Annotated in this window: 19 protein-coding genes and 1 tRNA gene; 10 read left to right on the top strand and 10 right to left on the bottom strand. The window is 61.8% G+C overall.

The genetic code is table 11. The features are described from left to right. Positions 1-39: 39 nt before the first annotated feature. Both QMY55_RS09350 and QMY55_RS09345 read left to right on the top strand, forming a co-directional pair. The gene (locus QMY55_RS09350; protein WP_283488333.1) at positions 40-1,317 is read left to right on the top strand and encodes an O-acetylhomoserine aminocarboxypropyltransferase/cysteine synthase family protein; all 1,278 of its coding nucleotides are present in this window, start codon (positions 40-42) and stop codon (positions 1,315-1,317) included. A gap of 305 nt (positions 1,318-1,622) precedes the next feature. Then, on the top strand, positions 1,623-1,985 hold the full coding sequence (locus QMY55_RS09345; protein WP_283488332.1) for an energy transducer TonB: 363 nt from the start codon (positions 1,623-1,625) through the stop codon (positions 1,983-1,985). Positions 1,986-2,397: 412 nt separating this feature from the next. Here QMY55_RS09345 and QMY55_RS09340 read toward each other — a convergent pair whose 3' ends face one another. Next, the gene (locus tag QMY55_RS09340) at positions 2,398-2,994 is read right to left on the bottom strand and encodes an OmpW/AlkL family protein (protein ID WP_283488331.1); all 597 of its coding nucleotides are present in this window, start codon (positions 2,992-2,994) and stop codon (positions 2,398-2,400) included. Between the two features lie 220 nt (positions 2,995-3,214). After that, the gene (locus QMY55_RS09335) at positions 3,215-4,228 is read right to left on the bottom strand and encodes a DUF808 domain-containing protein (RefSeq protein ID WP_283488330.1); all 1,014 of its coding nucleotides are present in this window, start codon (positions 4,226-4,228) and stop codon (positions 3,215-3,217) included. A gap of 145 nt (positions 4,229-4,373) precedes the next feature. Between QMY55_RS09335 and QMY55_RS09330 the strand changes: the two genes are divergently transcribed. After that, the gene (locus QMY55_RS09330; RefSeq protein ID WP_283488329.1) at positions 4,374-4,583 is read left to right on the top strand and encodes a hypothetical protein; all 210 of its coding nucleotides are present in this window, start codon (positions 4,374-4,376) and stop codon (positions 4,581-4,583) included. Between the two features lie 66 nt (positions 4,584-4,649). On the opposite strand, the gene QMY55_RS09325 is transcribed toward QMY55_RS09330, so the two are convergent. The 6 genes from QMY55_RS09325 to purL all read right to left on the bottom strand — a co-directional run bounded on the left by QMY55_RS09325 (position 4,650) and on the right by purL (position 17,169). Next, positions 4,650-5,861 (bottom strand): VWA domain-containing protein, encoded by a 1,212-nt coding sequence (locus QMY55_RS09325; RefSeq protein WP_407650652.1) that lies wholly within the window; start codon positions 5,859-5,861, stop codon positions 4,650-4,652. Continuing rightward, positions 5,861-8,440, bottom strand: coding sequence for a DUF5682 family protein (locus QMY55_RS09320; RefSeq protein ID WP_283488328.1), 2,580 nt, complete (start codon positions 8,438-8,440; stop codon positions 5,861-5,863). The genes QMY55_RS09325 and QMY55_RS09320 overlap by 1 nt, the downstream gene beginning before the upstream one ends. A 184-nt stretch (positions 8,441-8,624) precedes the next feature. Beyond that, the gene (locus QMY55_RS09315; protein ID WP_283488327.1) at positions 8,625-9,707 is read right to left on the bottom strand and encodes an ATP-binding protein; all 1,083 of its coding nucleotides are present in this window, start codon (positions 9,705-9,707) and stop codon (positions 8,625-8,627) included. Between the two features lie 32 nt (positions 9,708-9,739). Beyond that, positions 9,740-11,506, bottom strand: a complete 1,767-nt coding sequence (locus tag QMY55_RS09310; RefSeq protein WP_283488326.1) for a DUF5691 domain-containing protein — start codon at positions 11,504-11,506, stop codon at positions 9,740-9,742. After that, positions 11,503-12,948: an SWIM zinc finger family protein gene (locus QMY55_RS09305; protein ID WP_283488325.1), complete on the bottom strand. Its 1,446-nt coding sequence runs from the start codon at positions 12,946-12,948 to the stop codon at positions 11,503-11,505. The genes QMY55_RS09310 and QMY55_RS09305 overlap by 4 nt, the downstream gene beginning before the upstream one ends. A 198-nt stretch (positions 12,949-13,146) precedes the next feature. Beyond that, positions 13,147-17,169, bottom strand: coding sequence for a phosphoribosylformylglycinamidine synthase (purL, locus tag QMY55_RS09300; protein ID WP_283488324.1), 4,023 nt, complete (start codon positions 17,167-17,169; stop codon positions 13,147-13,149). A 176-nt stretch (positions 17,170-17,345) separates the two neighbouring features. Between purL and map the strand changes: the two genes are divergently transcribed. The 3 genes from map to QMY55_RS09285 all read left to right on the top strand — a co-directional run bounded on the left by map (position 17,346) and on the right by QMY55_RS09285 (position 21,347). After that, entirely contained in the window at positions 17,346-18,158 is an 813-nt protein-coding gene (gene map / locus QMY55_RS09295; protein ID WP_283488323.1) for a type I methionyl aminopeptidase, read from the top strand. Positions 18,159-18,376: 218 nt separating this feature from the next. Beyond that, positions 18,377-21,007, top strand: a complete 2,631-nt coding sequence (locus QMY55_RS09290) for a [protein-PII] uridylyltransferase (RefSeq protein WP_283488322.1) — start codon at positions 18,377-18,379, stop codon at positions 21,005-21,007. A gap of 79 nt (positions 21,008-21,086) precedes the next feature. Beyond that, positions 21,087-21,347 carry a hypothetical protein gene (locus tag QMY55_RS09285; RefSeq protein ID WP_283488321.1) on the top strand — a complete coding sequence of 87 codons (261 nt, stop codon included), beginning with the start codon at positions 21,087-21,089 and terminating at the stop codon, positions 21,345-21,347. A gap of 68 nt (positions 21,348-21,415) precedes the next feature. On the opposite strand, the gene asd is transcribed toward QMY55_RS09285, so the two are convergent. After that, positions 21,416-22,279: an archaetidylserine decarboxylase gene (gene asd / locus QMY55_RS09280; RefSeq protein WP_283488320.1), complete on the bottom strand. Its 864-nt coding sequence runs from the start codon at positions 22,277-22,279 to the stop codon at positions 21,416-21,418. A 397-nt stretch (positions 22,280-22,676) separates the two neighbouring features. Here asd and infA point away from each other — a divergent pair, with 397 nt between their 5' ends. The 4 genes from infA (at position 22,677) to istB (ending at position 25,853) form a co-directional block, all read left to right on the top strand. Then, the gene (gene infA / locus QMY55_RS09275) at positions 22,677-22,934 is read left to right on the top strand and encodes a translation initiation factor IF-1 (protein ID WP_283488319.1); all 258 of its coding nucleotides are present in this window, start codon (positions 22,677-22,679) and stop codon (positions 22,932-22,934) included. 75 nt (positions 22,935-23,009) lie between these two features. Next, a tRNA-Pro gene (locus QMY55_RS09270) sits at positions 23,010-23,086 on the top strand. A 453-nt stretch (positions 23,087-23,539) separates the two neighbouring features. Then, positions 23,540-25,066 (top strand): IS21 family transposase, encoded by a 1,527-nt coding sequence (istA, locus tag QMY55_RS09265; protein ID WP_283484907.1) that lies wholly within the window; start codon positions 23,540-23,542, stop codon positions 25,064-25,066. Continuing rightward, positions 25,056-25,853 (top strand): IS21-like element helper ATPase IstB, encoded by a 798-nt coding sequence (gene istB, locus QMY55_RS09260; protein ID WP_283484906.1) that lies wholly within the window; start codon positions 25,056-25,058, stop codon positions 25,851-25,853. Before istA ends, istB begins: the two co-directional genes overlap by 11 nt. A 10-nt stretch (positions 25,854-25,863) precedes the next feature. Here istB and QMY55_RS09255 read toward each other — a convergent pair whose 3' ends face one another. After that, the gene (locus QMY55_RS09255) at positions 25,864-26,130 is read right to left on the bottom strand and encodes a type 2 periplasmic-binding domain-containing protein (RefSeq protein ID WP_283488318.1); all 267 of its coding nucleotides are present in this window, start codon (positions 26,128-26,130) and stop codon (positions 25,864-25,866) included. Positions 26,131-26,199: the final 69 nt, after the last annotated feature.

The following is a 26,199-nucleotide window of genomic DNA, read 5'->3' as shown; positions in this document are numbered from 1 at the left end:
GGCCAGCATCATTTCCCATCATTCCGAGAGAGACTGAACATGCGCATCGAGACATTGGCCGTTCACGCCGGCTACTCCCCCGATCCCACGACCAAGGCCGTGGCCGTGCCCATCTACCAGACGGTGGCCTACGCCTTCGATAGCGCTCAGCATGGCGCAGACCTGTTCGACCTCAAGGTGCCGGGCAATATCTACACCCGCATCATGAACCCCACCACCGATGTGCTGGAAAAGCGCGTCGCGGCCCTGGAAGGCGGCATTGCCGCACTGGCCCTGGCTTCCGGCATGGCCGCCATTACCGCCGCCATACAGACCCTGGCAGAAGCGGGTGACAACATCATCAGCGCCAGCACGCTTTATGGCGGCACCTACAACCTGTTTGCCCACACCTTCCCCCAGCAGGGCATCGAGGTGCGCTTTGCCGATCCGCGCGATCCTGCCAGCTTTGGCAAGCTGATCGACGCCAGGACCAAGGCGGTGTTCATCGAGTCCATCGGCAACCCATTGGGCAACGTGACCGATATCCAGGCGCTGGCCGATGTGGCCCATGCCCATGGCGTACCGCTGATCGTGGACAACACCGTGCCCTCACCCTATCTGCTGCGCCCCTTCGAGTTCGGTGCCGACATCGTCGTGCATTCGCTGACCAAGTATCTGGGCGGTCACGGCACCAGCGTGGGCGGCGCAATTGTCGATAGCGGCAAGTTCCCCTGGGGCCAGCACAAGCAGCGCTTCAAGCGCCTGAACGAACCCGACGTCAGCTATCACGGCGTGGTCTATACCGAAGCGCTGGGCCCTGCAGCCTTCATCGGCCGCGCCCGCGTCGTGCCGCTGCGCAATATGGGCGCAGCCATCTCGCCCCAGAACGCCTTCCAGATTCTGCAAGGTATCGAAACCCTGGCGCTGCGCATGGACCGCATCTGCGAGAACACGCAGAAAATTGCCGAGACACTGCAGCAGCATCCCAAGGTCGAATGGGTGCGCTATGCCGGCCTCAAGGACCACCCCGACCATGCCATCGTGCAAAAGCAGTCGGGTGGCCGGGCTTCGGGCATTCTGTCGTTCAGCCTCAAGGGCGACGCCGGCCGCGAAGCCGGCGCACGTTTCCTTGATGCGCTGCAATTGTTCACGCGTCTGGTGAACATTGGCGACGCCAAGTCGCTGGCAACCCACCCGGCCTCCACCACACACCGTCAGCTGGACGCTGCCGAACTGGCCAAGGCCGGTGTAAGCGAAGGCATGGTGCGCCTGTCCATCGGTATCGAGCATATCGATGACCTGCTGGTCGATCTGAACCAGGCTCTGGACAAGGTATAAAGTCTCCGCACCGCCTGCCCCCGGCAGGCGGCAAAGGAGACGTTTTGATGCTTGCCGCTTCCCCGCTTCGTACAGGTCTGCGCTCGCCAGCTTTCTCTGCAGCCTTGCTGCTGGCAGCGCTGTGGCTGGGCGGATGCCGCCAGATACCGCCGGCTCCCGAGCCATCTTCCGAGCTTGATGGCACATCCGTGCAAGGCACGGGCACCGAACCCACACGAAGCCGGATACAGTCCACAAGCCCCGCTCCGGCAGCACCGTCAGAACCAAACGAAACACCCCCTACAGCCGGACCTCGCAGCCCGCAGATGTCAAAGCCTCTGGGTGGCAGCCAGGCCCGCTGGCTTGCCAGCTCCGAGCGTCCCCTCTGGCTGCAGAATTGCTTTGCTCCGCATCAGCTTGATGCACCGCTGCAGATCCGGCGAACCGTGCTGCCTGACTACCCGCAAGCCATGGCAGTCAACGAAGTCCAGGGCCGCTTCGTCATCGTCTTTGAGATATCCGCAACAGGCAAAGTGGGAAATCATCTGGTCCAGCCAGGCGCACACCCGGCGCTGGTCAAGCCATCGATTGCCGCGCTGCAGAAATGGAAGTTCTCGCGCCCTACTGCCCAGGGCCAACCGGTCAGCGCCTGCCTTGCCCAGGTCTTTCGCTACCAGCTGGAGGATTAAGCCCCCACGCTTGCCCACTGCGTGTGGCCGCTGCCCCCCAAGGGGGCCGCTTATTGCCTTGGGACGGCCCTGCGCCAATAAAAAGCCCCCACGCTTGCCCACTGCGTGTGGCCGCTGCCCCCCCCAAGGGGGCCGCTTATTGCCTTGGGACGGCCCTGCGCCAATAAAAAGCCCCCACGCTTGTCTGCTACGTGCGGCAGTTGCCTGAGGGAACTGCTCATAGCCTTGGGGCGCCCGGCGACAAAAAAAATCGGTACCCCGCGCAAGCGGAATACCGATACAAACATACACCCTAGCCTTGAAATGCGCCGGCCATGCCGACCGGCCCACTCCGTTGCGCCGCAAAGCCTGCGGCGCGTGCCTCATCTGCGGAAGAAGGCCGCAGACAAGATCACTCCTTGGGACTCCACTCTTAGAAGCGGTAGCCCACGCCCACGCCCACCAGCCATGGGTCGACCTTGAGCTTGCCAATGTTGTTGTTGATCTTCGTGTCGATGTATACCTTCTTCACATCGAAGTTCAGCGACCAGTTCTTGTCCAGCGCATAGTCAAAACCCACTTGCAGTGCGCCACCCCAGCTGCTGCGCTTCACGTCCAGGCCCGCAGGCAGATTCACGCTGGAGAAATGCGTGTAGTTGATACCCGCGCCCACATAGGGCTTGAAGGCACCGAAATTGGTGAAGTGGTACTGGGCCAGCAAAGTGGGCGGCAGATGCTTGAGCGAGCCCAGGTAAGCGTCATTCAGATACACGCTGTGCTTTTGCGGATAGGTCAGCACCAGCTCGGCAGCGATATTGGGCGTGAAGAAGTAGGACACATCCACTTCCGGGATCCACTTGTTGTTGATGCTCACGCCGGCATCACCGGCTGCACCGCCGTTTTCGCTGTCCAGATGCAGTGCGCGCACGCGCACCTGCCATGGGCTGGTGCCGTCAAAGGATTGGGCAAAGGCAGTGCCGGCAGTCAATGCGCTGGCAGCAGCGGCAATTGCGATCAGAGTCTTTTTCATGGGCTTTTTTCCTTGAGGTAATCAATGGGAATGCTTGGCACATCCCTTGGCATTGATTGAAACAAAGCCGCCTTTGCTCGGGTTTGTCCCAGGTCAACCTGCACCTCATGCAGCCCAAGAAAAAGGCGGTCGTTGCCCTCGGGCCACGACCGCCTTGAAACCTGCTCTCACATCTGATCCAGCTCAAACCCGCACCCGGTATACGGTGCTAGCTACTCTTTCAATGAGCAGCCGGGGCTCCCTTAAGCTTGTGCCACAGCTCCACGCACAGCACCACCGCGCCGCCGATGATGGCGCCTACCACCACATGCACCAGCACCGGCCCCAGCATTGCGGCCATGCCCCCCATGGGGACCAGCACCACCTGCACCCAATGCTCGATCGGAGCCATGCCGTGCACCAGCAGACTACCGCCCACCATGAACATGGCGGCCGTGCCCACGATGGACAGGCCACGCATCAGCCAGGGCGTGAATGCAATCAGGCCACGCCCCAAGGCCTTGGCTGCGCTGCTGGACTTGGCCATCAGCCAGTTGCCCACATCATCCATGCGCACGATGCCGGCCACCAGACCATAGACAAACACGGTAATGGCCAGTGCCACGGCAACCAGCACCACTGCTTGCTCCCAGATGGGCTTGGTGGACACCGTAGCCAGCGCAATCGCCATGATTTCTGCCGAGAGAATGAAGTCGGTGCGTATCGCGCCCTTGACCTTTTGCTTCTCATATTCCATGGGGTCCATCTGCTTTTCGCGTGCGGCCCTCACCGACGATGGTGCCACCCCCTTGTGCGCTGCCTCGTCGGCATCGACAACGGCCTCATGCACACCGTGAGGCTTTTTCTGGTGGAAGATCTCGAGAATCTTTTCCACGCCTTCAAAGCACAGAAACGCACCGCCCAGCATCAGCAGCGGAGTGATCAGCCAGGGAACAAACGCACTGATCAGCAAGGCTGCAGGCACCAGAATCGCCTTGTTCATCAGCGAGCCCTTGGCCACGGCCCAGACTACGGGCAACTCCCGGTTGGCCTTGACCCCGGCAACCTGCTCGGCATTGAGTGCCAGGTCGTCGCCAAGCACACCGGCTGTCTTTTGCACGGCCACCTTGGTCTGGGTCGCCACATCATCCAGAATGGCCGTGCTCTTGCCCGCGGCCGTTTTGGTCATCAGCGCCACATCATCGAGCAAGGTCGCAATATCATCGAGCAACATCAAAAGACCCGCACCAGCCATCGCACTCCCCATTGGTTTGAACGACCGCCATCATGCCTTCAAACCATGGCCGCCCGGCGACAGAAATTGCCAATCGTTCCAGAGTGCATGGCCGTAACAGCGGTTTTTACGCTGACAATGCGGCCTTAGCCCCACAGGAATCTCCGTGAACCAAACCGCCGCACATGCCGAACTGATTGCCAGCTACCGCAAGGCCGCAACCGAGGCAGCCAGGAAAGCGGACCTGGTCAAGGCCCTGGCCTCCAAAGGCCCCAAAGCCATCGCCACGGCCAGCGAAATCGCCGCCAAGGCAGCACGCCGTCGCGACGTACTGGCCGCCAAACTCACCCAGCTGGGCGTAACGATTCCCGAATAGACCCACAATAGCGGCGCTAGGGCTACCGCCTGGAAAAGCAGCCCGTCCAGCGACAAGCTGCTATTTTTATTTGCTGGTCTTGAAGCCCTGGGTCGCCGCCCAGGCGGCCACATCGTCGCGCCGAATGGCGGCAGCCATCAGTTGCGGGAAGGCATCGGGCGTGCAGGCAAACGAGGGCACGCCAAGCGCGGCCAGCTTGGCGGCCAGATCGGCGTCATAAGCGGGGGCTCCCTCGTCGCTCAGCGCCAGCAAGGTGATGAACTGCACGCCAGCCTCCACCAGCTCGTTGGCGCGGCGCAGCAGGCCGGACTCCACACCGCCCTCGTAGAGGTCGGAGATCAGCACCAGAATGGTGTTGCGCGGCTCGCTGATCAGCCCCTGGCAGTAGCCCACGGCGCCGTTGATGTCGGTACCGCCACCCAGTTGCACGCCGAACAGCACATCGACCGGATCGTCGAGTTTCTCGGTCAGGTCGACCACGGCCGTATCGAACACCACCAGCTTGGTCGCCACGGCCGGCAAGCTGGCCATCACGGCGCCGAAGATGCTGGAATAGACCACCGAGTTGGCCATGGACCCACTCTGGTCGATGCACAGAATCACCTCGCGCTGCGGACGGCGTGCCTTGCGGCCGTAGCCGATCAGGGTTTCAGGCACTATGGTTTTGTATTCCGGCTGCCAGTGACGCAGATTGGCGCGAATGGTGCGGTTCCAGTCGATCTCGGCATGGCGCGGACGGCGGTTGCGCTGGCTGCGGTCCAGCGCACCGGCCACGGCGCTGCGCATGGGCTCTTCCAGCTTTTTCATCAGCTCGTCCACCACCTTGCGCACCACCAGCCGTGCCGTGGCCTTGGTGTTTTGCGGGATGACCGAGCCCAGCGAGATCAGGTCCGCCACCAGATGTACATCGGGCTGCACGTTTTCCAGCATCTCGGGCTGCAGCAACAGCTCGCGCAGCTGCAGCCGCTCCATGGCGTCGCGCTGCATGACCTGCACGACCTGGCTGGGAAAGTATTTGCGGATATCGCCGAGCCAGCGCGAGACGGATGGCGAAGAGTTGCCGCGTCCACCCTTGCGCGAGCCCAGCTTGCTGTCCTCTTCATACAGCGCGGCCAGGGCCTGGTCCATTTCCTGCAGGCGGCCCGAGATGCCGCCGCAGCTGGCATCGGCCGGGCTGCCCAGCACCATGCGCCAGCGCTGCAGGCGTGATGTAGGCTGCAGCTCCTGCTCGGCAGATTCCTGGTCTGGGTTGGAAGTGTTCAGTTTCGCATTCATCATCACAGCTGCACTGCGGCAGATTCAAAATCAGGAGCTACCGGCGACTGGCTCATCAGCGTTTCGGGCATATTCAAGCCTAAAAGCGCATTGAGCACCGGCAATGCCAGCGCGGCGCGCTGCTCGTCCCAGGGGCCTGCTTCATCGCCAGTGGCCACCGTTGCTGGCGCCGCTGCTCCAGCAACGGGAGCACGCCTGGCCTTCTCGCCCAGGCTCTGGCGCTCGTGGTTGCTGAAGTTGGCAAAGCTGCGGCGCACCAGCGGCAGAATCTGGGCGAACTGCACTTCGCCCAGGCCCGAGAGCCAGGCATCGACCGCGCCCCAGATGGATTCATCGTGCAGCAGCACCAGGGCCTGCTTGTTCAAGAAGCCGTCCAGCCAGGCCGCCACATCCATGGGCAAGGTGCCCAGCGAGAGGTTGCGATTGAACTGCCGCACGACCTCGTCGCTCTCCAGCATCTGCTCGTCCAGCAGCAAACGGCAGGCCGTGCCGCGCAACAGAGCCGCAGCCGCATCACCCATGGCCAGGCTACGCAACGCAGCGCGCCAGGCGTCCACGGCCTGCTGCGCTTCACCGTCGGTGCCGCGCAGGCGCAAGGCATCGTGAGCCGCCAGCAGCTTCTGCTTCATCGCCGCTGCCGCGTCTTCATCCATGGCCATGCAGGCCACGGGCAAGCCGATGGCAGCGCGCAACACCAGGGAGTCGATCACCGTGGCCAGCAGCGCCGTATCGGTCTGGCGCACGCTGCCGTAGCGATAGACATTGGCCAGCGGCGGCAAGGCCTGCAACAACTGGGCCACATCGCCCGTGGTGGCGGCGCGCTCGGCCAGGGTTGCTATCAGTACCTCGACCAGCTGGGGCAAATTGGCCAGCAGCGCGTCGTCAATCGCCTGCGCAATTTCGGGCAGAGCGGTTTCGGGCGTCAGGCTGGCGCGCAGCTTGGCCGTGGCAGCCTGGGCCACCGTGGCGCCATGCACGCTGGCCTCGATGATGCGCACGGCCAGCTCTGGCTCCCACTGCATCTGCCAGCTTTCGCGGAAGGTACCGCGGTTGCGCTGGGCGTCCTGCGCAGGCGTGCCCCAGTCAATGCCCAGCAGGCGCAGACGGTGCAGAAAATGGCTGCGGGCCAGATCGTTTTCCTTGCGCAAGTCCAGCGCCAGCAGCTTGGCGGCGGCTTCGGGCTTCATACGCAGCGACTTTTGCTGCTGCTCGATATCGCGCTGCAGCGGCACCTGGGGCACATCGGCCGGCACGCTGCCCAGCACATGGCCCACGGTCAGCTCGTCGTCAATCAAGCGCAGCGGCGCGGTCTCGCCCATGCAGACCACGGTGACGATGGCTTCGTTGATTTCTTCCAGCCCCGGCGTGGGCTGGCCGCGCAGTGCGGCCAGACTGCTCGCCAGGCGCGTGGCCTCGATGATGTGGGCGCTGGAGCAGTCCAGGTCCTTGTCGCGCAGCAGGTGAGCCACGCGCGTGAGCCAGCCTGCGGTGCGCACCGTGGCTGCGCTGACTATGTTTTTGCTAGCTACCAGCGCTTGACTGTCCTGCGTTTGCTCCTGTTTCGACTCCATATCGCGCTGATAGCAGCGCCATAGATGTTCATACCAGCCCGGCGATGTGACGCCCGCGCCATAGCCGCTGCTGCTGGCCAGATTGCGGTAGGTCCAGGGCGCCCAGGTGGCTTGCACCTTGGCCTTGGGCAGGCCCTTGAGCACGGCGTTGTCGGCCTTGGCCGTGACGTTCTCCTTGAGCGCAGGCACATGCCAGGCGCCGCAGACCACGGCAATGCGTTGAAAGCCGGCCTTGATCGCCTCGCGTATGCACTGGCGCATATGGGCTTCACGCATGGCTTCGCGCTGTACATAGGCCTCGCCGCGCCAGTGTTCTGCGATTCCTTCGCCATCCCTGGCCAGCTCGCCGCGCACCGCAGTCATGGCCTCGTTGATGGATTCAAACAGCGCTTCGTTGTCGCCACGTTCTTCCACCAACCGGTTCCACCAGCTCTCCCCGTCTTCAAAACCGGCGGCATGGGCCAGCCAGTCCAGCGGATCGCGGTGCTGGGGCTCGGCACTCAGTTCCTGCACGGCAACCTCGGCGCTCTCAGCCTGCGCATCCGCCTCTTGCGCTGCGGCTTCAAAGGAATCCACCAGCAGTGCGTCGCCCTCTTCCTCAGCGTTTGCCTCTACCTCTGCATCACCTTCCTCGGCCTCTTCCATGGCCTTCTTCAGGGCCTCACGCCGGGCAAATTCGATGGCCATGGCATGGGTTTGCGGCAAGTCGATAAAGCGCGTGCTCACGCCATGGCGGCTGGCCCACTGCAGCGCCTGCCACTCGGGCGAGAACTCGGCAAACGGGTAGAACGCCGCCTGGCTGGGCGCGTCCTGCATATAGACCAGCATGGCCACGGGCGGGCGCAGCTCGGCGCTTTGCAGCATGGGCAGCAGCGCCTCGCCCTCGGGCGGGCCTTCAACCAGCAGGCAATCGGGCCGCAAGGCTTCCAGCGCCTGCAGCAGGCTGCGCGCGCAGCCCGGGCCATGGTGGCGTATGCCAAAAAAATGAATCGAATCAGCGGAAGTGGCCATGGGCTTGTCTAGCTGCGAAGAAAAAAGGAAAGCACGCTCAAGCGGCTAAGACAGCTCAGCCCATCGCAGATGGGCGTTTGAGACGAGGCGTCGCAAGCGAAGACAGTAGCAGCGCTACGGCGAGCTTGTGCGCGGCCTGCGTGGCAACGAAGTATCAAGAGCTGTATTAGTCGCCAGTACAAGATCAAAGCTGCTCGCGGCAGGCGCGGTATAGATCCTTCCAGTCGGCTCTTTCCTTGACCACGGTTTCCAGATATTCCTTCCACACCACGCTGTCCTGCACCGGGTCCTTGATGACCGCACCCAGCAGGCCCGAGGCCACATCGCCCGCACGCAGGACTCCATCGCCGAAATGGCCGGCCAGAGCCATGCCGCTGTTGATGACCGAGATCGCCTCGGCCGTCGACAAGGTGGAGCTGGGCGACTTCAGGCGCACGGTCTTGCCGTCTTCGGTCTGGCCGCCCCGCAGCTCGCGGAAGATCTGCACCACGCGGCGCACTTCCTGCAGCGCCGGTGCTTCGGCGGGCAGCTGCAGCGCACGACTTTGTTCGCCCACGCGCTTGGTGACGATCTGCACCTCCTCGTCCTGCGAAGCAGGAACAGGCAGCACCACGGTGTTGAAACGACGTTTCAGAGCGCTGGAGAGTTCATTCACGCCCTTATCACGGTTGTTGGCCGTGGCGATGACCGAAAAGCCCGGCACGGCCTGGAATTCCATGCCCAGCTCGGGCACGGGCAGCGTCTTTTCAGACAGCACGGTGATCAAGGTGTCCTGCACATCGGCGGGAATGCGCGTCAGCTCTTCGATGCGCGCGATCTTGCCCAGCTTCATGGCGTTGACCAGCGGGCTGGGAATCAGCGCCTTTTCAGACGGGCCATGGGCCAGCAGCTGGGCATAGTTCCAGCCATAGCGCAGCTGCTCTTCGCTGGTGCCGGCCGTGCCCTGGATCAACATGGTGGAGTCGCCGCTGACAGCCGCCGACAAATGCTCGGACACCCAGGACTTGGCCGTACCGGGCACGCCATACAGCAGCAGTGCACGGTCGGTGGCCAGCGTGGAGACGGCAATCTCCATCAGGCGAGGGTTGCCGATGTACTTGGCGCTGACCTCAAAGCCATTGCTCAGGCGGCCGCCCATCAGGTATTGCAGCACCGCCCAGGGCGAGAGCTTCCAGTTCGGAGGACGCGGCCTGTCGTCCACCTTCTGCAAGGCATCGAGTTCTTCGGCAAATTGCTGTTCGGCGTGCTGACGCAGGACTTGGCTCATGGTGTGCTTCCGGTGTGATGGGTTAAATAGCTTCAGGAGGATGGGGATGCGAGAGTGGCGGCATGCAGCGCCAGGCGCAGATCAACAATGCGGTTGAGCTGCTCCAGCACACGCTCGTCATCCCAGGGGCGCAGGCGGGCACGCGCGCGTCGCGCAGCCTGCTCGGCCTTGAGTCTGGCAATGGTTTCGGCATTGGCCTCGGCGTTTGGACCTTGCACGGGCTCTTTGGGCTCGGCTTCACTGGCCGCAGGCAGATCGTCTTCGGGCACCGGCGTGCGCCACAGGTCGGCAAAGCGGGGCAGCACGCTGGCATCCAGGCGCCTGGCACAGGCCAGCACTGCCTGGTCGGCCTGCCAGCTATGCCAGTTGCCCTGGGCCTGCTTGCCACGCGTGGCCAGGTAGAGCGCGTCAACCACCCATTGCGAAATGCCTTGCGATAGCAAGTCCACCGCCCCCATGCTGTCGTCCATGTTGTTGAGCGAGTCGATCAGCGCACTCTGGCCCTGTTTGCGCTGCAGACGCTCCATCCACATCGCTTCGCGCTGCTCGGGGCTCAGTTGCGCCAGCAACGGCGGCAACAGCGCCTGCGCGCGTGAATCGCTTTCCATGCTTTGCAGCAGCGGCAGCCAGCGCAGGTCATGCTGGGTATCGAGTGCACGCAGCCAGCCCTGGCGCAGCGCCGTCTTCCAGTCGCTGCGGCGGCTCCACTCCCAAAGCTGCTCAGGGCTTTTGTCCAGCGTCTGCTGCCAGAACTCCACCGGTGTCAGCGCCACCAGTTGCTGCAGCCACCAGGAGCGCTCCCCCTTGACATAAGCGGGCAGCTGCAGCGCGATGCCATCGCGCTCCCAGTCCTTGTTGCCTTCGATAGGCGGCTCGATCTGCCACTCGCCTTTGTCATCCTGGCTGAGCATGGCTTGCAGCCAGGCGGTGATGCGCTGGCTATGCGCGCTAACAGGCAGGCAGCTCAGTAGCTGGGCGGCGTTTTCACGGACTTCCTTGCTGCGGTCGGCCAGCAGCTTTTCCAGCAAGGGCTCATCCTCCATGGACAAGCCCTTGTGCAGCGCCTGCACCATGGGTGCGCGCTCCTTGGCGTTCAGCTCCTTGAGGCTGGCCTCCAACCGTGCACGGGCCTTGGCTGGCTCGCCTTCGCGCTCGCACTCCAGCAGGCTCACGCGCTGGGCAATCGAGCCTTCCTGCCAGACCTGCTCGGGGTCTGCGGTCTCCTGCACCCCGGCGGCATAGGCCCATTGCGGGTTCTGCGCTGCCAGCCAGCGGCCGCGCTCGCCCAAGACAGGCAGCAGCCATTCGCGCAACTCGGTGGATTGGCGCCCCTGGTTCAGTGCAGCCACCAGCAGCCCGTGTGGCAGGCGCAGACCTGCCTTGTCCAGCTCGGCAAAGCTCAGCGCCAGCAGGTCCTGCGGACCATCGGCAATCACGGCTTCGACCAGGGCGATCAAGCGCTCATCGGCAGGTGCTGCGCGCAGTTCCGCTGTAGCCCTGGCAGCTGCCGTGAGAGCCGTGCTCAGCTGGACCTGGCTGCCCGGTACCCAGCCGGCACGCTCCAGCACTGCAGCCACAGCACTGGCTCGCAGCACCTGGGCTGCCGTCGATACCTTGGCCGTGACCTTGCCCGTGACCTTGCCCGTTGGTGCAACAGGCTGCTGCAAGGCCATTTGCACGGTTTGTACCGTCGCCGGCGTGCTGACATCCGGAGTGCCCAGAATGGCGGGCACGGCCAGACGGTCGCTACCCACCAGCGCGGACTGCTGCAGGGCAGCCCAAAGATTTGCTTGACTCATAACATCTCACCCCGGTTCTGCCAGATGGGGATCAAGGGCGACAACGCATCCACCACCCCACCCTGCTCCGCCGGCAGCCAGGCACTGAGCAGGCGCCAGCGGCCAATCTGCGGGCCTGCTTCCCACTCACCAAACAAGGCCACCGGCGCACCACCGCTCAGCGCCAGCAGGCGCCAGGCTTGGTCGTCACTCACCACCACCGGCACCGGAGCCAGACTGTGATCCTGGCCTGCTTCCTGCGGCTGTGGCCAGCTGGCAAACCACTGACCATCGACATAGTTCAAGCCAGCCTGCGCGCACCACAGCGGCTGCGCGAACTGCACCGGGTTAGCGGCAATGCGCTGGCTCAGCTGCAGCAGCGAATCACCCAGCATCGCCGATGTCAAAGACGCCTCGACCCCAGACTCAAGCCGCTGCAAATCGCTGCCTGCCAGTGCACGCAAGGCAGCCTGGCCGGGATAGAAATGCACAGTCCCGCGGTAGCTTGCACCTTGCACCCAGGCCGTCTCGAAACCGCGCCCCCCTTGTGCATAGTCCAGCATCAGCGCCATACGCCCGCTTTGCAGGCCTTGCAGCCAGACACGGCGCTCCAGCAAGCGGCCTTCGCGCTCGATCATGCGCATGCCGGCAACACGCCAGCGGTCAGTCACGGCATGGCCTTGCGCCTGTACCTCCACCTTGTCCATGGACCAGCCTAAAGCGGCCATCACATCGGCCTTGACTTCGGCGGGCAAAGAATCACGCCGCTCCACCGCTTCGACCAGCAATTGCCAATGGCCCAGTTGCACCAGCAGATCGCGCGCCCAATTCGGGTGGCTGTCCACCAGTTCCCAGGCCTCCTTGATACGTGCGGCCATGCCGGTAGCCTGGGCATCGACCATGCGCGCGGCCATGGTGTACCAGTGCTGGCATGCCTGGGCATCACCCGCCTGGTTGGCAAGGCCGGTGCGCACCATATCCTGCATCCACAAAGACAGCTCCTGCATGCCGGCCGACACCTTGTCCCAGCGCTTGTCGTCACGCTTGGCCTGCTGCTTGGCCAGCACTTCAGGATCGGGCGGCGGCGCAGCGGCAATGGCGGCAGCCTTGGCCTCTTTCTTCTCGGCTTTTTCCTGACGCCCCCCGAGCCATGCGTTCACCCATTCGGGCGGCTCGGCAGCTTCGGGCACCTGCCCTGCCGCGCGCAACAGCATCAGTGCCAGACCATGCTTGCAAGGGAATTTGCGGCTGGGACACGAGCATTTGAAAGCGGGGCCGCTGAGATCGACCTGAGTCTGATAAGGCTTGGAGCCGCTGCCCTGACACTCGCCCCAGACGGCCGCTTCATTGCTTCCCGTGGTTGGCCATTTGCTGATGGACTGCAGTCCTTTTGCGGCCTTGGATGAAGCAGCATCTGGCGACAGAGCCAGCACTTCTGCTTCCGTAGCTAATACACGCGACACCGATGCTCCCCCGTACGGTCAATTTGCTGCACGTTTTGTTCAGACCCGTGATGCTCAGGGTCCGAGTCTTGCCGGGCATCAGCCTAACATCAGCATCCGAGCTCTCGGATGAAAAAAGACATTAATTCGCAATACATGAAAAAAGCCAGCTGACTTTCGTCAACCGGCTTTCTTTAGACAGCTTCTGCGATCAGAACATCAGCCCAGCCACTTGCGCGCATTGCGCCACACACGCATCCAGGGGCTGAATTCGGACTTGTCACCTGAAGTCCAGCTCATCTGCACGTTGCGGAACACGCGCTCGGGGTGGGGCATCATGGCCGTGAAGCGGCCGTCGGCCGTGGTCACCGCCGTCAGGCCGCCGGCAGAGCCGTTGGGGTTGAACGGATACTGCTCGGTGGGCTGACCGTGGTTGTCCACGTAGCGCATGGCCTTCAGCACCTGGCCTTCATTGCCGCGGAACTTGAAGTTGGCATAGCCCTCGCCGTGCGCCACGGCGATAGGCAGGCGCGAGCCGGCCATGCCTTGCAGGAACAGGCTGGGCGACTCCAGCACTTCCACCATGCTCAGACGCGCCTCGAAGCGATTGCTCTGATTCTGGGTGAAACGCGGCCAGTCCTGTGCACCGGGAATGATGTCGGCCAGTTCGGCAAACATCTGGCAGCCGTTGCACACCCCCAGACCAAAGGTGTCGGTGCGGCCAAAGAACTGCTGGAACTCGGCCGACAGGCGATCATTGAAGGTGATGGAGCGCGCCCAGCCAATGCCGGCGCCCAGGGTGTCGCCATAGCTGAAGCCGCCACAGGCGACCACGCCGGCAAAGTCCTTGAGCTGCGCACGGCCGGTTTGCAGATCGGTCATGTGCACATCCACTGCGTCAAATCCGGCTTCGGTGAAGGCATAAGCCATCTCGACATGGGAGTTCACGCCTTGCTCGCGCAGCACGGCCACGCGGGGCTTGGCGGCCACGTTGATGAAAGGCGCAGCCACATTGTCCTGCGGATCGAACGTCAGATGCACATGCATGCCGGGGTCGTTCGGCACGCCAGCGGCAGCGTGCTCGCTGTCGGCGCAGGCGGGGTTGTCGCGCTGCTGGGCAATCTTCCAGCTCACGGCATCCCAGACCTGATGCAGATCGGAGAGCGTTGCGCCAAACACCTTCTTGGCATCGCGCCAGACTTGCAGCTCACCCTTGCCCATATCGACAGCAGACGACACGGGGCGAGTCTTGCCCACGATGTGGCTGCAGGTCGCGAGGCCATGCTCGCGCAAGGTCTGCATGACTTCGCTGCGATCAGCGGTCCTGATCTGCAGCACGGCGCCCAGCTCTTCGTTGAACAGTGCACGCAGGGTCAGGTCTTCGCGGCGGCCCGAGACCTGGTTACCCCAGTTCTTGCCTTCGCCGCTGTCCATGCGGCTGTCGCTGATGCCGTCGCCTTCGGTGATCAGCATGTCCACATTCAGCGCCACGCCCACATGGCCGGCAAAAGCCATTTCGGCCACGGTGGCCAGCAGGCCACCGTCACCACGGTCGTGGTAGGCCAGGATCTGGCCCTTGTCGCGCAGTGCATTCACGGCATCGACCATGGCAATCAGATCCTTGGCGTCGTCCAGGTCGGGCACTTCGTTGCCGCTTTGGTTGAGCACCTGACCGATGATGGAGCCACCCATACGCATCTTGCCGCGCGACAGATCGATCAGCACCAGCGTGCTGTCTTCTTCCTCGGCATCGAGCTGAGGCGTCAGCGTGCTGCGCACATCGTCGATGGAGGCAAAGCCGGTGATGATCAGGCTGACGGGCGAGGTGACCTTCTTGGTCTGGCCGTTCTCGTTCCACTGCGTGCGCATGGACAGCGAATCCTTGCCCACGGGAATCGAGATGTTCAGCGCCGGGCACAGCTCCATGCCTACGGCCTTCACGGTCTCGTACAGCGCGGCGTCTTCGCCGGGCTCGCCACAGGCCGCCATCCAGTTGGCCGACATCTTGATCTTGCTCAGCTCGATCGGCGCGGCCAGCATATTGGTGATGGCTTCGGCCACGGCCATGCGGCCCGAGGCGGGCGCGTTGATGGCCGCCAGCGGCGTGCGCTCGCCCATGGCCATGGCTTCACCCTTGAAGCCCTTGAAGTCGGCCAGGGTCACGGCCACATCGGCCACGGGCACCTGCCAGGGGCCGACCATCTGGTCGCGGTGGGTCAGGCCACCCACGGCACGGTCGCCGATGGTGATCAGGAAACGCTTGGAGGCCACGGTGGGGTGGGCCAGCACTTCAATCACAGCCTTTTCCAGTGGCACGCCGGTCAGGTCGATGGCGGGCAGATCGCGCGTCACCGTCGTTACGTCCTTGTGCATCTTGGGCGGCTTGCCCAGCAGCACCTCCATGGGCATGTCCACGGGGAACTTCTGGTCGCCCGATTCCACGGCTGTGTCTTCCAGCACCAGTTGGCGCTCTTCGGTGGCCGTGCCGATCACGGCAAACGGGCAGCGCTCGCGCTCGCAAAACGCCGTGAACTGCGCCAGCGATTCGGGCGCAATCGCCATCACATAGCGTTCCTGCGATTCGTTGGACCAGATTTCCTTGGGTGCCAGGCCGGACTCTTCCAGCTTGACGGCGCGCAGATCAAAGCGTGCGCCGCGGCCAGCGTCGTTGGTCAGCTCGGGGAAAGCGTTGGAGATACCGCCGGCCCCCACATCGTGAATGGCCAGGATGGGGTTGTTGGCGCCCTGCTGCCAGCAGTGGTTGATGACTTCCTGCGCACGGCGCTCGATCTCGGGGTTGCCGCGCTGCACCGAGTCAAAGTCCAGCTCGGCCGCGTTGGTGCCGCTGGCCATGGAGCTGGCCGCACCGCCGCCCATGCCGATACGCATGCCGGGGCCGCCCAGCTGGATCAGCAAAGTGCCAGCGGGGAACAGAATCTTCTTGGTCTGCTCGGAGTCGATCACGCCCAGGCCACCAGCGATCATGATGGGCTTGTGGTAGCCACGGGTGATAGCGTCGGCACCAACGCCGACCTGCTGCTCATACTCGCGGAAGTAACCAGTCAGATTGGGACGGCCAAATTCGTTGTTGAAGGCCGCACCACCCAGCGGGCCTTCGATCATGATCTGCAGCGGGCTGGCAATGTGATCGGGCTTGCCGACTTCGCTGCCCCAGAGCTTGGAGACGGTGAAACCCGTCAGACCCGCCTTGGGCTTGGAGCCACGGCCGGTTGCGCCTTCGTCACGGATTTCGCCGCCGTTGCCGGTCGATGCACCGGGGAAGGGAGAGATGGCTGTGGGGTGGTTATGCGTTTCCACCTTCATCAGCACATGGCTGGTAGCACTTTGCTTTTGATAGCTGGGAGCGCTTGCTGCACCTGCGTTACCACTGAATTTTGCTACAAAGCGCTCCACCTCATGGCCTTCCATGATGGAGGCGTTGTCGGCATAGGCCACGATGGTGTGCTGGGGCGAAAGCTGCTCGGTGTTGCGGATCATGCCGAACAGCGATTTTTCCTGCGCTACGCCGTCGATGGTGAAGTTGGCGTTGAAGATCTTGTGGCGGCAGTGCTCGGAGTTCGCCTGGGCGAACATCATCAGCTCCACGTCGGTGGGGTTGCGCTGCAGGCCATTGAAGGCGTTGACCAGATACTCGATCTCGTCATCGGCCAGGGCCAGGCCCCACTGTTTGTTGGCAGTTTCCAGCGCAGCGCGGCCGCCACCCAGCACGTCGACAAACTCCATGGGAGCGGCCTGCAGTGTGGAGAACAGCTGCTCGGCCTCGGCACGTGTGGCGAAAACCGATTCGGTCATGCGGTCGTGCAGCAGAGCGGCGATCTGTGCGGTTTGCTCGGCGCTCAACTCGGGCTGTCCACCCAGGAGACCGGACTTCAGGGCCACGCGGTACTCGGTGATGCGCTCCACGCGGAATACATCCAGGCCGCAGTTGCGGGCAATGTCCGTGGCCTTGGAAGCCCAGGGGGAGATCGTGCCCAGGCGGGGCGTGATCACAAAAGCCAGACCCTCTGCGGCGCCTTCGTAGGGATCGCCATAAGTCAAGAGCGCCGACAGGCGCTCTTGCAATGCGGGCACAGGTGTGCTTTCAGTGGCCACCAAATGCACAAAGCGCGCGGACACGCCTGTGATCTTGGGGTGGATGGCGACCAGATCGGTCAGAAGCTGTTGGGCGCGGAACGAGCTCAGGGCGTTTCCACCCTCAAACTGTGTCAGATGCAATGTCACGTGGCGGCCTGTTTATGTGAAGGCTGGTGAAAAGCGCCATGGCCTGGCCCTGTTGTGAGGACCCGGCCAAGGCGCTGAATCGGTGAGCCTCGCATTTTACCGTGCCTAGCGCTAACCCTTGGACTTCTCAGTCACATGTCCTGCAAGTTCAAAGCCGCGATGGGATAATTCCATACATGAGCATCACACTGAAGACCCCCGAAGACATCGAGCGCATGCGCATTGCAGGTCGCTTTGCTTCGGATGTGCTGGACTACATCACCCCTCACATCAAGCCCGGCATCACCACCCAGCAGATCGACGATCTGTGCGCCCAGCGCATGGCCGAGCAAGGCACGAAGACGGCCTGCCTCGGCTATCAGCCGCCAGGCATGACGCCCTACCCGGCCTATGTCTGCACCTCGGTCAACAACGTGGTGTGTCACGGCATTCCCAATGACAAGCCGCTCAAGAAGGGCGATATCGTCAACGTGGACGTGACCGTCATCACCGAAGACGGCTGGTTTGGCGACAACAGCCGCATGTTCATCATCGGCGAAGGCTCGATTGCCGCCAAGCGCCTGTGCCAGCTGACTTTCGAGGCCATGTGGAAGGGCATCGCCCAGGTCAAGCCCGGCGCCACGCTCGGCGATATCGGCCATGCCATTCAATCGTTTGCCGAAGGTCACAACCTGTCGGTGGTGCGCGAATACTGCGGCCACGGCATCGGCAAGGTCTTCCATGACGAGCCCCAGGTGCTGCACTATGGTCGCCCCGGTGAAGGCGTGGTACTGGAAGAAGGCATGGTCTTCACCATCGAGCCCATGCTCAACCTTGGCAAGCGCGATATCAAGGCCATGCCTGACGGCTGGACCGTGGTCACCAAGGACCGCAGCCTGACCGCCCAGTGGGAGCTGATGCTGGCCGTCACCAAGACGGGCTACGACGTGCTGACCTGGTCCGAGGGTTCGCCCACGCCTCCTGACTTCATCACTGCGATCCGTACCTGATCTGCCCCCGGGCCATGGTGCTTGAACGGCATCGGCCTCGTCGGACACCGACACCCCATGCCGCACCGGCCCAGCCGATGCGGCATGTTTTTTGCTTGTCATGCCTGTCCAGCAAGCGCAAGGCGCTCTCCTTTTTATCAATGCCCGCCTCATGCCAACGGGCTTGAGGTAAGGTCAAGCCCTGCACCTGCTCTGTTGAACCCGACTTTCTGCCGCGCATGACGACCTCCGCCATTCCCACATCCGCCGTTGACCACGCATCGCTGCAGCAGTTGCGAGACACCTACCGCGAGGCCAAGACCCGGCAGACCGCACTGCTGAAGAACCATACGCTGGGGCGGCGCAGCATCCGGGGGGTACTGCACCATTTCAGTGAACTGGCCGATGGCCTGCTGCGCACTTTATGGCAGCGCGCCGAAATGCCCGCCGACGCCGCACTGCTGGCCGTGGGAGGCTATGGCCGCTCGCAGCTGTTTCCGCACTCGGATATCGACGTGCTCGTGCTGTTGCCCCAAGGTGGGGCACAGCCCGACCGGGAGACGGCAAGCCGCGTGGAGCAATTCATCAGCAGTTGCTGGGATGCGGGCCTGGAAATTGGCTCCAGCGTGCGCAGCATTGCAGAGTGTCTGGAAGAGGCCGCGCAGGACCTGACAGTGCAGACCTCCATGCTGGAGTCGCGCCGCATCACTGGCAGCCAGTCATTGTTTGCCGACTTCGAGCAACAGTTTCGCGCCCAGATCGATGCCAAGGCCTTTGTCGCAGGCAAACTGCTGGAGCTGCGCCAGCGCCATGCCAAGTACGACTTCACCCCTTATGCGCTGGAGCCCAACTGCAAGGAGTCTCCGGGCGGCCTGCGCGATCTGCACACCATGCTCTGGCTGTCAAAAGCCGCCGGCTTTGGCAGCAATTGGCGCGAACTGGCTGCCAATGGTCTGATCACCACCTTTGAAGAGCAGCAGCTGGAGTCGAACGAGGCACTGCTGAGCCTGATTCGCGCCCGCCTGCATGCCGTGGCGGGTCGCCATGAAGACCGACTGGTGTTTGACTTGCAAACCGCGGTTGCCGAGACTTTTGGCTATCGCTCCACCACGCCAGAGGGCCGCAAGCTGGCCATGCGCGCCGGCGAGACCCTGATGCGCCACTATTACTGGGCCGCCAAGGCCGTGACCCAGTTGTGCCAGATCGTGCGCATGAGCATCGAGGAGCGGCTCAGCCCCCGCTCTCACACGCTGATCCCGCTGACCGAGCGCTTCTACGAAAAGGCGGGAACGATCGAAGTGGCCAGCGACGACCTCTACGAAAAAGATCCACACGCGATTCTCGAAACCTTTCTCATGTACGAGCGGCAGGAAGGACTGACCGGCCTGTCCACCCGTACGCTGCGCGCCCTGTACGCCAGCCGCGACCTGATGGACAGCGCTTTCCGGCGCGACCCGGTCAACCGAGAAACTTTCATGAAGATTCTCAAACAGCCGCGCGGCCTCACCCATGCCATGCGGCTGATGAACCAGACCTCGGTGCTGGGCCGCTATCTGTGGCCGTTTCGCCGCATCGTGGGCCAGATGCAGCATGACCTGTTCCATGTCTACACCGTGGACCAGCATATCCTGATGGTGCTGCGCAATATGCGGCGCTTTTTCATGGCCGAACATGCGCATGAATACCCGTTCTGCTCCCAGCTGGCCGCAGGCTGGGACAAGCCCTGGATTCTGTATCTGGCGGCGCTGTTCCACGACATCGGCAAGGGCCGTGGCGGAGATCACTCCATCATCGGCGCCGTGGAGGTCAAGCGCTTTTGCCGCGCCCACCAGATCGAGAAAGCCGACGCCGACCTGGTCGAATTTCTGGTACGAGAACATCTGACCATGAGCCAGGTGGCACAGAAGCAGGATCTATCCGATCCCGATGTGATTCGCGCCTTTGCCGAACGTGTGGGCAACGAGCGCAAGCTGACGGCCTTGTATCTGCTCACCGTGGCCGACATTCGTGGCACCAGCCCCAAGGTCTGGAGTGCATGGAAGGGCAAGCTGCTGGAGGACACCTACCGCCTGACGCTGCGCGTTCTGGGCGGTCGTGCCCCTGATGCCGCCGCCGAAATCGAGGCCCGCAAGCGCGAAGCCCTGATCCAGCTGGCCCTGTCGGCCCAGCCCTTTGAATCGCACAAAAAGCTCTGGGACACGCTCGATGTCAGCTATTTCATGCGCCATGAAGCCGCCGACATCGCCTGGCATACGCGCCATATCTCGCGCCATGTGGGCGCGGGCAAGCCTGTGGTGCGGGCCCGCCGCTCTCTGGCCGGCGAAGGCTTGCAGGTGCTGGTCTATGCGCCCGATCAAGCCGATCTGTTCGCCTGTATTTGCGGCTACTTTGACCGCGCCGGATTTTCGATTCTGGATGCCCGCGTGCACACGGCCAACAACGGCTATGCGCTGGACACGTTTCAGGTCGTGGCCCCCACCATGCAGGAGCAGTACCGCGAGCTCATGCACATGGTGGAAAACGATCTGACCCTGACTCTGACCAGGGGTGGTCCCCTGCCCACACCCTCCCACCGCCGCCTCTCACGTCGCGTCAAAAGCTTTCCGTTTGCGCCACGCGTGCAACTGCACCCCGACGAAAAAGCCCAGCACTGGCTGCTGTCCATCTCGGCTTCTGACCGCGCAGGCCTGCTCTACACCATTGCCCGCATCCTGGCTCAGCACCACATCAGCGTGCATCTGGCCAAGATCAGCACGTTGGGCGAGCGGGTGGAGGACACTTTCTTGATCGAAGGCTCCGAGCTTCAGGACAATAGCAGCCAGTTGCGCATAGAAACCGAGCTGCTCAAGGCTCTGGCCGCCAATAACTGAGTTCAAAGAAATATTCGGCCAAAGGCTTCAGTTTGCGGGAGCGCTGCCGATAAGCAGTCACCACTACTACGGAAAGCCTATGCAGCTCGCCTCCCCTGAAGTTGCGGCATTGCCGCCCACCACACGCAGTGGCCTGTTTCATATGCCGCTGTTTCGCCCCGGCACCGAGGTCACCCAGAACGGCCGACGCGAAATCGTCAGCCATGTCATCTTGCGCCGTCGCGAGTTGATGATCTATTTGCGCGGTCAGGACGACCCCGTCAAGCCGCACACCCTGCAGCTGTCTCCAACCACCTTCACCACCGAACGCAGGCCGGAGCCGCTGACCTGGTTTCTGTGACCCTCGGATTCAAGCAAAAAAGGCCGCTGGTGCTTATGCAGCCAGCGGCCTTTGCTATGTAAGATATATCAATCCAGAACTCTTTGCGCCTCGGCCATGACCTGCCCCAGCTGCACGGGCCCAGCTGGCTGCCACTGCGGATTGAACGTCACCCTCGCATCTTGTGGGAAAAGCATGACGACCGTGGAGCCCAGTTGAAAGCGGCCCATCTCGGCCCCCTGAGCCAGCTCCACGGCTTCGGCCCCGGTGTAATCCCAGCTCTTGATATGACAAGGGCGTGATGGATTGACCAAGCCATGCCAGACCGTGGCCATGCTGCCCACAATCGTCGCGCCCACAAGCACCAGCACAAACGGACCATGGGCCGAGTCGAAGACACAGACCACGCGCTCGTTGCGCGCAAACAGGCCAGGCACACCACGCGCCGTCGTCGGATTGACCGAGAACAGATCGCCGGGCACATAAATCATGCGACGCAGCTTGCCTGCGCAAGGCATGTGGATGCGGTGATAGTCCCGCGGACTCAGATAAATCGTGGCAAAGCTGCCATTCTCAAACTGCTGCGCCAGGGCGGCATCGCCGCCTACCAGAGCCGTTGCACTGTATTCATGCCCCTTGGCCTGGAAGATCTGTTCGCCTTGAATCTTGCCGAACTGGCTGATGGCACCATCCACCGGACAAATCCAGTCGGCCGCAGATAGCGGACGCACACCCTCCTTGAGAGCACGCGTGAAAAAGGCATTGAAGGTGGCGTAGGCGGCTGGATCAGGCTCTGCAGCCTCTGCCATATTGACGTTGTAGCGCTGGATGAAGCGGCGAATCACCGCCGTCGTCAATCCTCCGGCCTCCGCCTGGGCCAGCTTTCCCATCAGCGCCGTCAGCGCCTGTTTGGGTAAAAGATATTGGGAAAGTACGGCTAGTCGATCAGACACAATAGGCTTTTTGCTATCAAAGTTATAGAGAATAGTCGCTGATTCTAGCGAAGAGCTGCCACCTTCCTGCAACTCGCTTCCCCCAGCCATCTTCGGATCTCTTGAAATTCCGCTGCTCACCACAAAACTACGGCAACCAGATGTAGCTGTACAAACGTCTCATCGCTGCGACGATCTGCCCTTTTTGCAAAACATTGACAAAGCCAAGAAGCTACAATTTCACGGTTTTGCTTATTGCTGCTTCAGCATTGCTTGATGGAATACCGGCCTTTTGTTCGGTCTGCGCGATCAGCGCAGCGCCCTGCCACTTGTTGAAAAGGCCTGAGCATTGCTCAGGCCTTTTAGCGTGGTACTGACGAACAAGCGCCGCAACTGACCTTTTTTTGAGATTGAACACATGGCCAAGGAAGAACTGATTGAAATGCAAGGTTCCGTGACGGAAGTCCTGCCTGACTCGCGTTTTCGCGTGACGCTGGACAACGGTCACCAACTGATCGCCTACACGGGCGGCAAGATGCGCAAGCACCACATCCGCATTCTGGCGGGCGACAAGGTTTCGCTGGAAATGTCGCCCTACGATCTGAGCAAGGGCCGCATCACTTTCCGTCACCTGCCCAACCGTGGCCCGGCCCCCACTGGCGGCTCGCGCTCCTAAGAATTTGAAGCCTGCTCTCGAAAAAATCCGCCACTTCAAAAAATGGGCAGATTTTCTCGTTAGAATAGAGGCTTACGGAGCGTAGCGCAGCCTGGTAGCGCATCTGCTTTGGGAGCAGAGGGTCGCGAGTTCGAATCCCGCCGCTCCGACCATATGATTCAAGGACTTAGCTTCGAAAGGGGCTAAGTCCTTTAGTCTTTCTGGGGCCAAGGGGTAAACAAGAAATTGGCTAACCCAGTCTTCGTACCCCAATGTTAGTGCCCATCAGTCCTCAAGCTCACAGCCATGTGTGCGAAGGGTTGTTTCAGGCTGATCTGAGACCTTCGGCGTTGCCTTGCCAAGGTCTGCAGTACCACATTCCCGACATTGACTCAGGAGCGTCGTGGAAAGCCGAGACAATCGCAACAACAGGCAATGAAAGCTAAAAAGCCCCGACCTGTGGCGAGAGCATCTGGACATGCTCCTCGTGCCAAGTCCACCGCTCTACCTTGTCTGACTGTTGATTTCCACCCAGAAGTGACCCACTAGCCCCCGGTTTTTCCATCTCAATCTGACCCACGCATTAACCCTAGCCTGCTGCTTTCTTGTGCAGCAGGAGACCAGGAGTGATTGACGTGGCTACTTTGAGTGTCATCCGACGCTGGGCTCTGCGTGAGCACCTGTCCATCCGAGAGATCGCCCGCAGAACCGGGCTTTCTCGCAATACCATCCGCAAGTATTTGCGTGCCGATGTTGTGCAGCCTCGTCTTGCACAGCGCACCATCGTCACCAAGCTAGACCCATTTGCCAGCAAACTCTCGGGCTGGCTGCGCACAGAAGCCAACCGCTCTCGCAAGCAGCGGCGCACGATCAAGCAGATGTTTCTCGACTTGCAGGCGTTGGGCTATACCGGCTCCTACAACCGAGTTGCTGCCTTTGCCAGAGTGTGGAAGGCTCAGTGTCATGCGGCTGAGCAGACATCAGGGCGAGGCGTTTTTGTGCCTCTGGTCTTCAGCGCTGGAGAAGCCTTCCAGTTTGATTGGAGCGAGGATTGGGCTGTCATTGCGGGTGTACGGACTAAGCTGCAAGTGGCTCACTTCAAGCTCAGCCACAGCCGAGCCTTCTATCTGCGGGCCTATCCGCTGCAAACCCATGAGATGCTGTTTGATGCCCACAACCGTGCCTTTGCGGTGTTTGGAGGCATCCCTAGGCGAGGTATCTACGACAACATGCGCACAGCCGTCGATCGTGTCGGTCGTGGCAAGCTCAGAGAGGTCAATGCCCGTTTTAGTGCCATGGCCAGCCACTTCCTGTTCGAGGCACAGTTTTGCAATCCGGCCTCGGGATGGGAGAAGGGACAGGTCGAGAAGAATGTTCGGGACGCTCGCCATCGTATCTGGCAATCTGTACCAGCGTTTCCGACACTCAGTGCACTCAATGATTGGCTAGAGCAACGGTGTCAGCAGTTATGGCAAGAGATTGCGCATGGCCAATTGCCTGGCTCTGTCACAGATGTTTGGGTGCAAGAGCGCTCAGCCTTGATGCCCATGCCTCGGCCGTTTGACGGCTTTGTTGAGCATGCCAAACGGGTCTCGCCCACCTGTCTGGTGCACTTTGAACGCAATCGCTACAGCGTGCCAGCCTCTTATGCCAACCGGCCTGTGAGCTTGCAGGTTTATGCCGACCGCCTGGTCGTCGTAGCCGAAGGCCAGTTCGTCTGTGAACATCCGCGCATCATTGAGCGCAATCACCAAGGCGCTGGGCGAACGGTCTATGACTGGCGTCACTACTTGGCCGTATTGCAGCGCAAACCCGGCGCATTGCGCAACGGTGCTCCGTTTAGCGAGCTGCCAGACGCGTTCAAACGTCTGCAAGCCCTGCTGCTCAAGCAGCCTGGCGGCGACCGTGAGATGGTGGAGGTGCTTGCCTTGGTGTTGCAGCACGATGAGCAAGCCGTCCTAGCCGCTGTCGAGTTGGCATTGGAGGATGGTGTGCCTCGTAAGACCCACATCATCAATGTCTTGCACCGCCTCATTGATGGAACACCGGAACCTGAGCCCATCCATTCACCCCAAGCCTTGGCTTTGATCGTTGAGCCACAAGCCAACGTCGTGCGCTATGACCAACTCCGACAGGTGCGCCATGCGTCATGACCCAGCCATTGCAGCAATCATCATCATGCTCAGGCAGCTCAAGATGTTTGGCATGGCCCAGGCCGTGACAGAACTTGCCGAGCAAGGCTCACCAGCATTTGAAGCAGCACATCCCATACTGTCGCAACTGCTCAAGGCCGAGAGCGCAGAGCGAGAAGTGCGCTCTATTGCCTATCAGCTCAAGGCAGCCAAGTTTCCGGTCTACAGAGATCTGGCGGGCTTTGACTTTGCCCACAGCGAAGTCAATGAAGCCTTGGTGCGCAGCCTTCACCGCTGTGAATTCATCGAGAAGGCTAACAATGTGGTGCTTGTCGGTGGCCCTGGTACTGGCAAGACCCACATCGCTACGGCGCTGGGTATCCAGGCCATCGAGCACCACCGCCTAAGGGTGCGCTTCTTCTCTACCGTGGAATTGGTTAATGCCCTGGAGCAAGAGAAGGCACAGGGCAAAGCCGGACAGCTCGCCCACAGGCTGGTGCATACGGATCTGGTGATACTCGATGAGCTTGGCTATCTGCCCTTCAGCTCATCTGGTGGTGCGCTACTGTTCCATCTGCTCTCGACGCTTTACGAACGCACCAGCGTGGTGATCACCACTAACCTGAGCTTTAGCGAATGGGCCAGCGTGTTTGGTGATGCCAAGATGACCACGGCCCTGCTGGACCGCCTGACCCACCACTGCCATATTATGGAAACAGGCAATGACAGCTACCGCTTCAAGCATAGCAGTGCAGTCCAACAAACGCCCATGAAGAAGGAGAGAAACAAAACCTTATCCACATCTTGAGCCTTACGGCTCAAGCCAAAGGGTGGGTCAGTTTGAGATGGAAATAGCGGGTCAGTTTTGCATGGAAATCAACACCAGGACGATTGTCGACAATGATTTGCTGCTTCAGTCTCTCCCCAAGATGCTGAGCCATGATGCGAGCTGTGTTGTCTGCTGCGCCCCCTGCCGGATACGGGACCACCAACTTGATAGGCTTGTCGGGCCATTGCGCATGCGCTGCGCTCATCCCAATCACCATGCTGGCTGTTACCAAGACGGGCTTCATCCACTGTTTCATTTTTGTCTCCATAGAAAAGGGGGCCGGTCGCGACAACAGGCATCCCCCATATCGTCTCAGCGGCCGAGC

Origin of the sequence: Comamonas resistens (genome assembly GCF_030064165.1) — a bacterium.
GTDB classification, from domain to species: Bacteria; Pseudomonadota; Gammaproteobacteria; order Burkholderiales; family Burkholderiaceae_C; genus Comamonas; species Comamonas resistens.
Note: the sequence above shows the minus strand (reverse complement) of the source record. Positions and strands in the feature narration are given on the sequence as shown.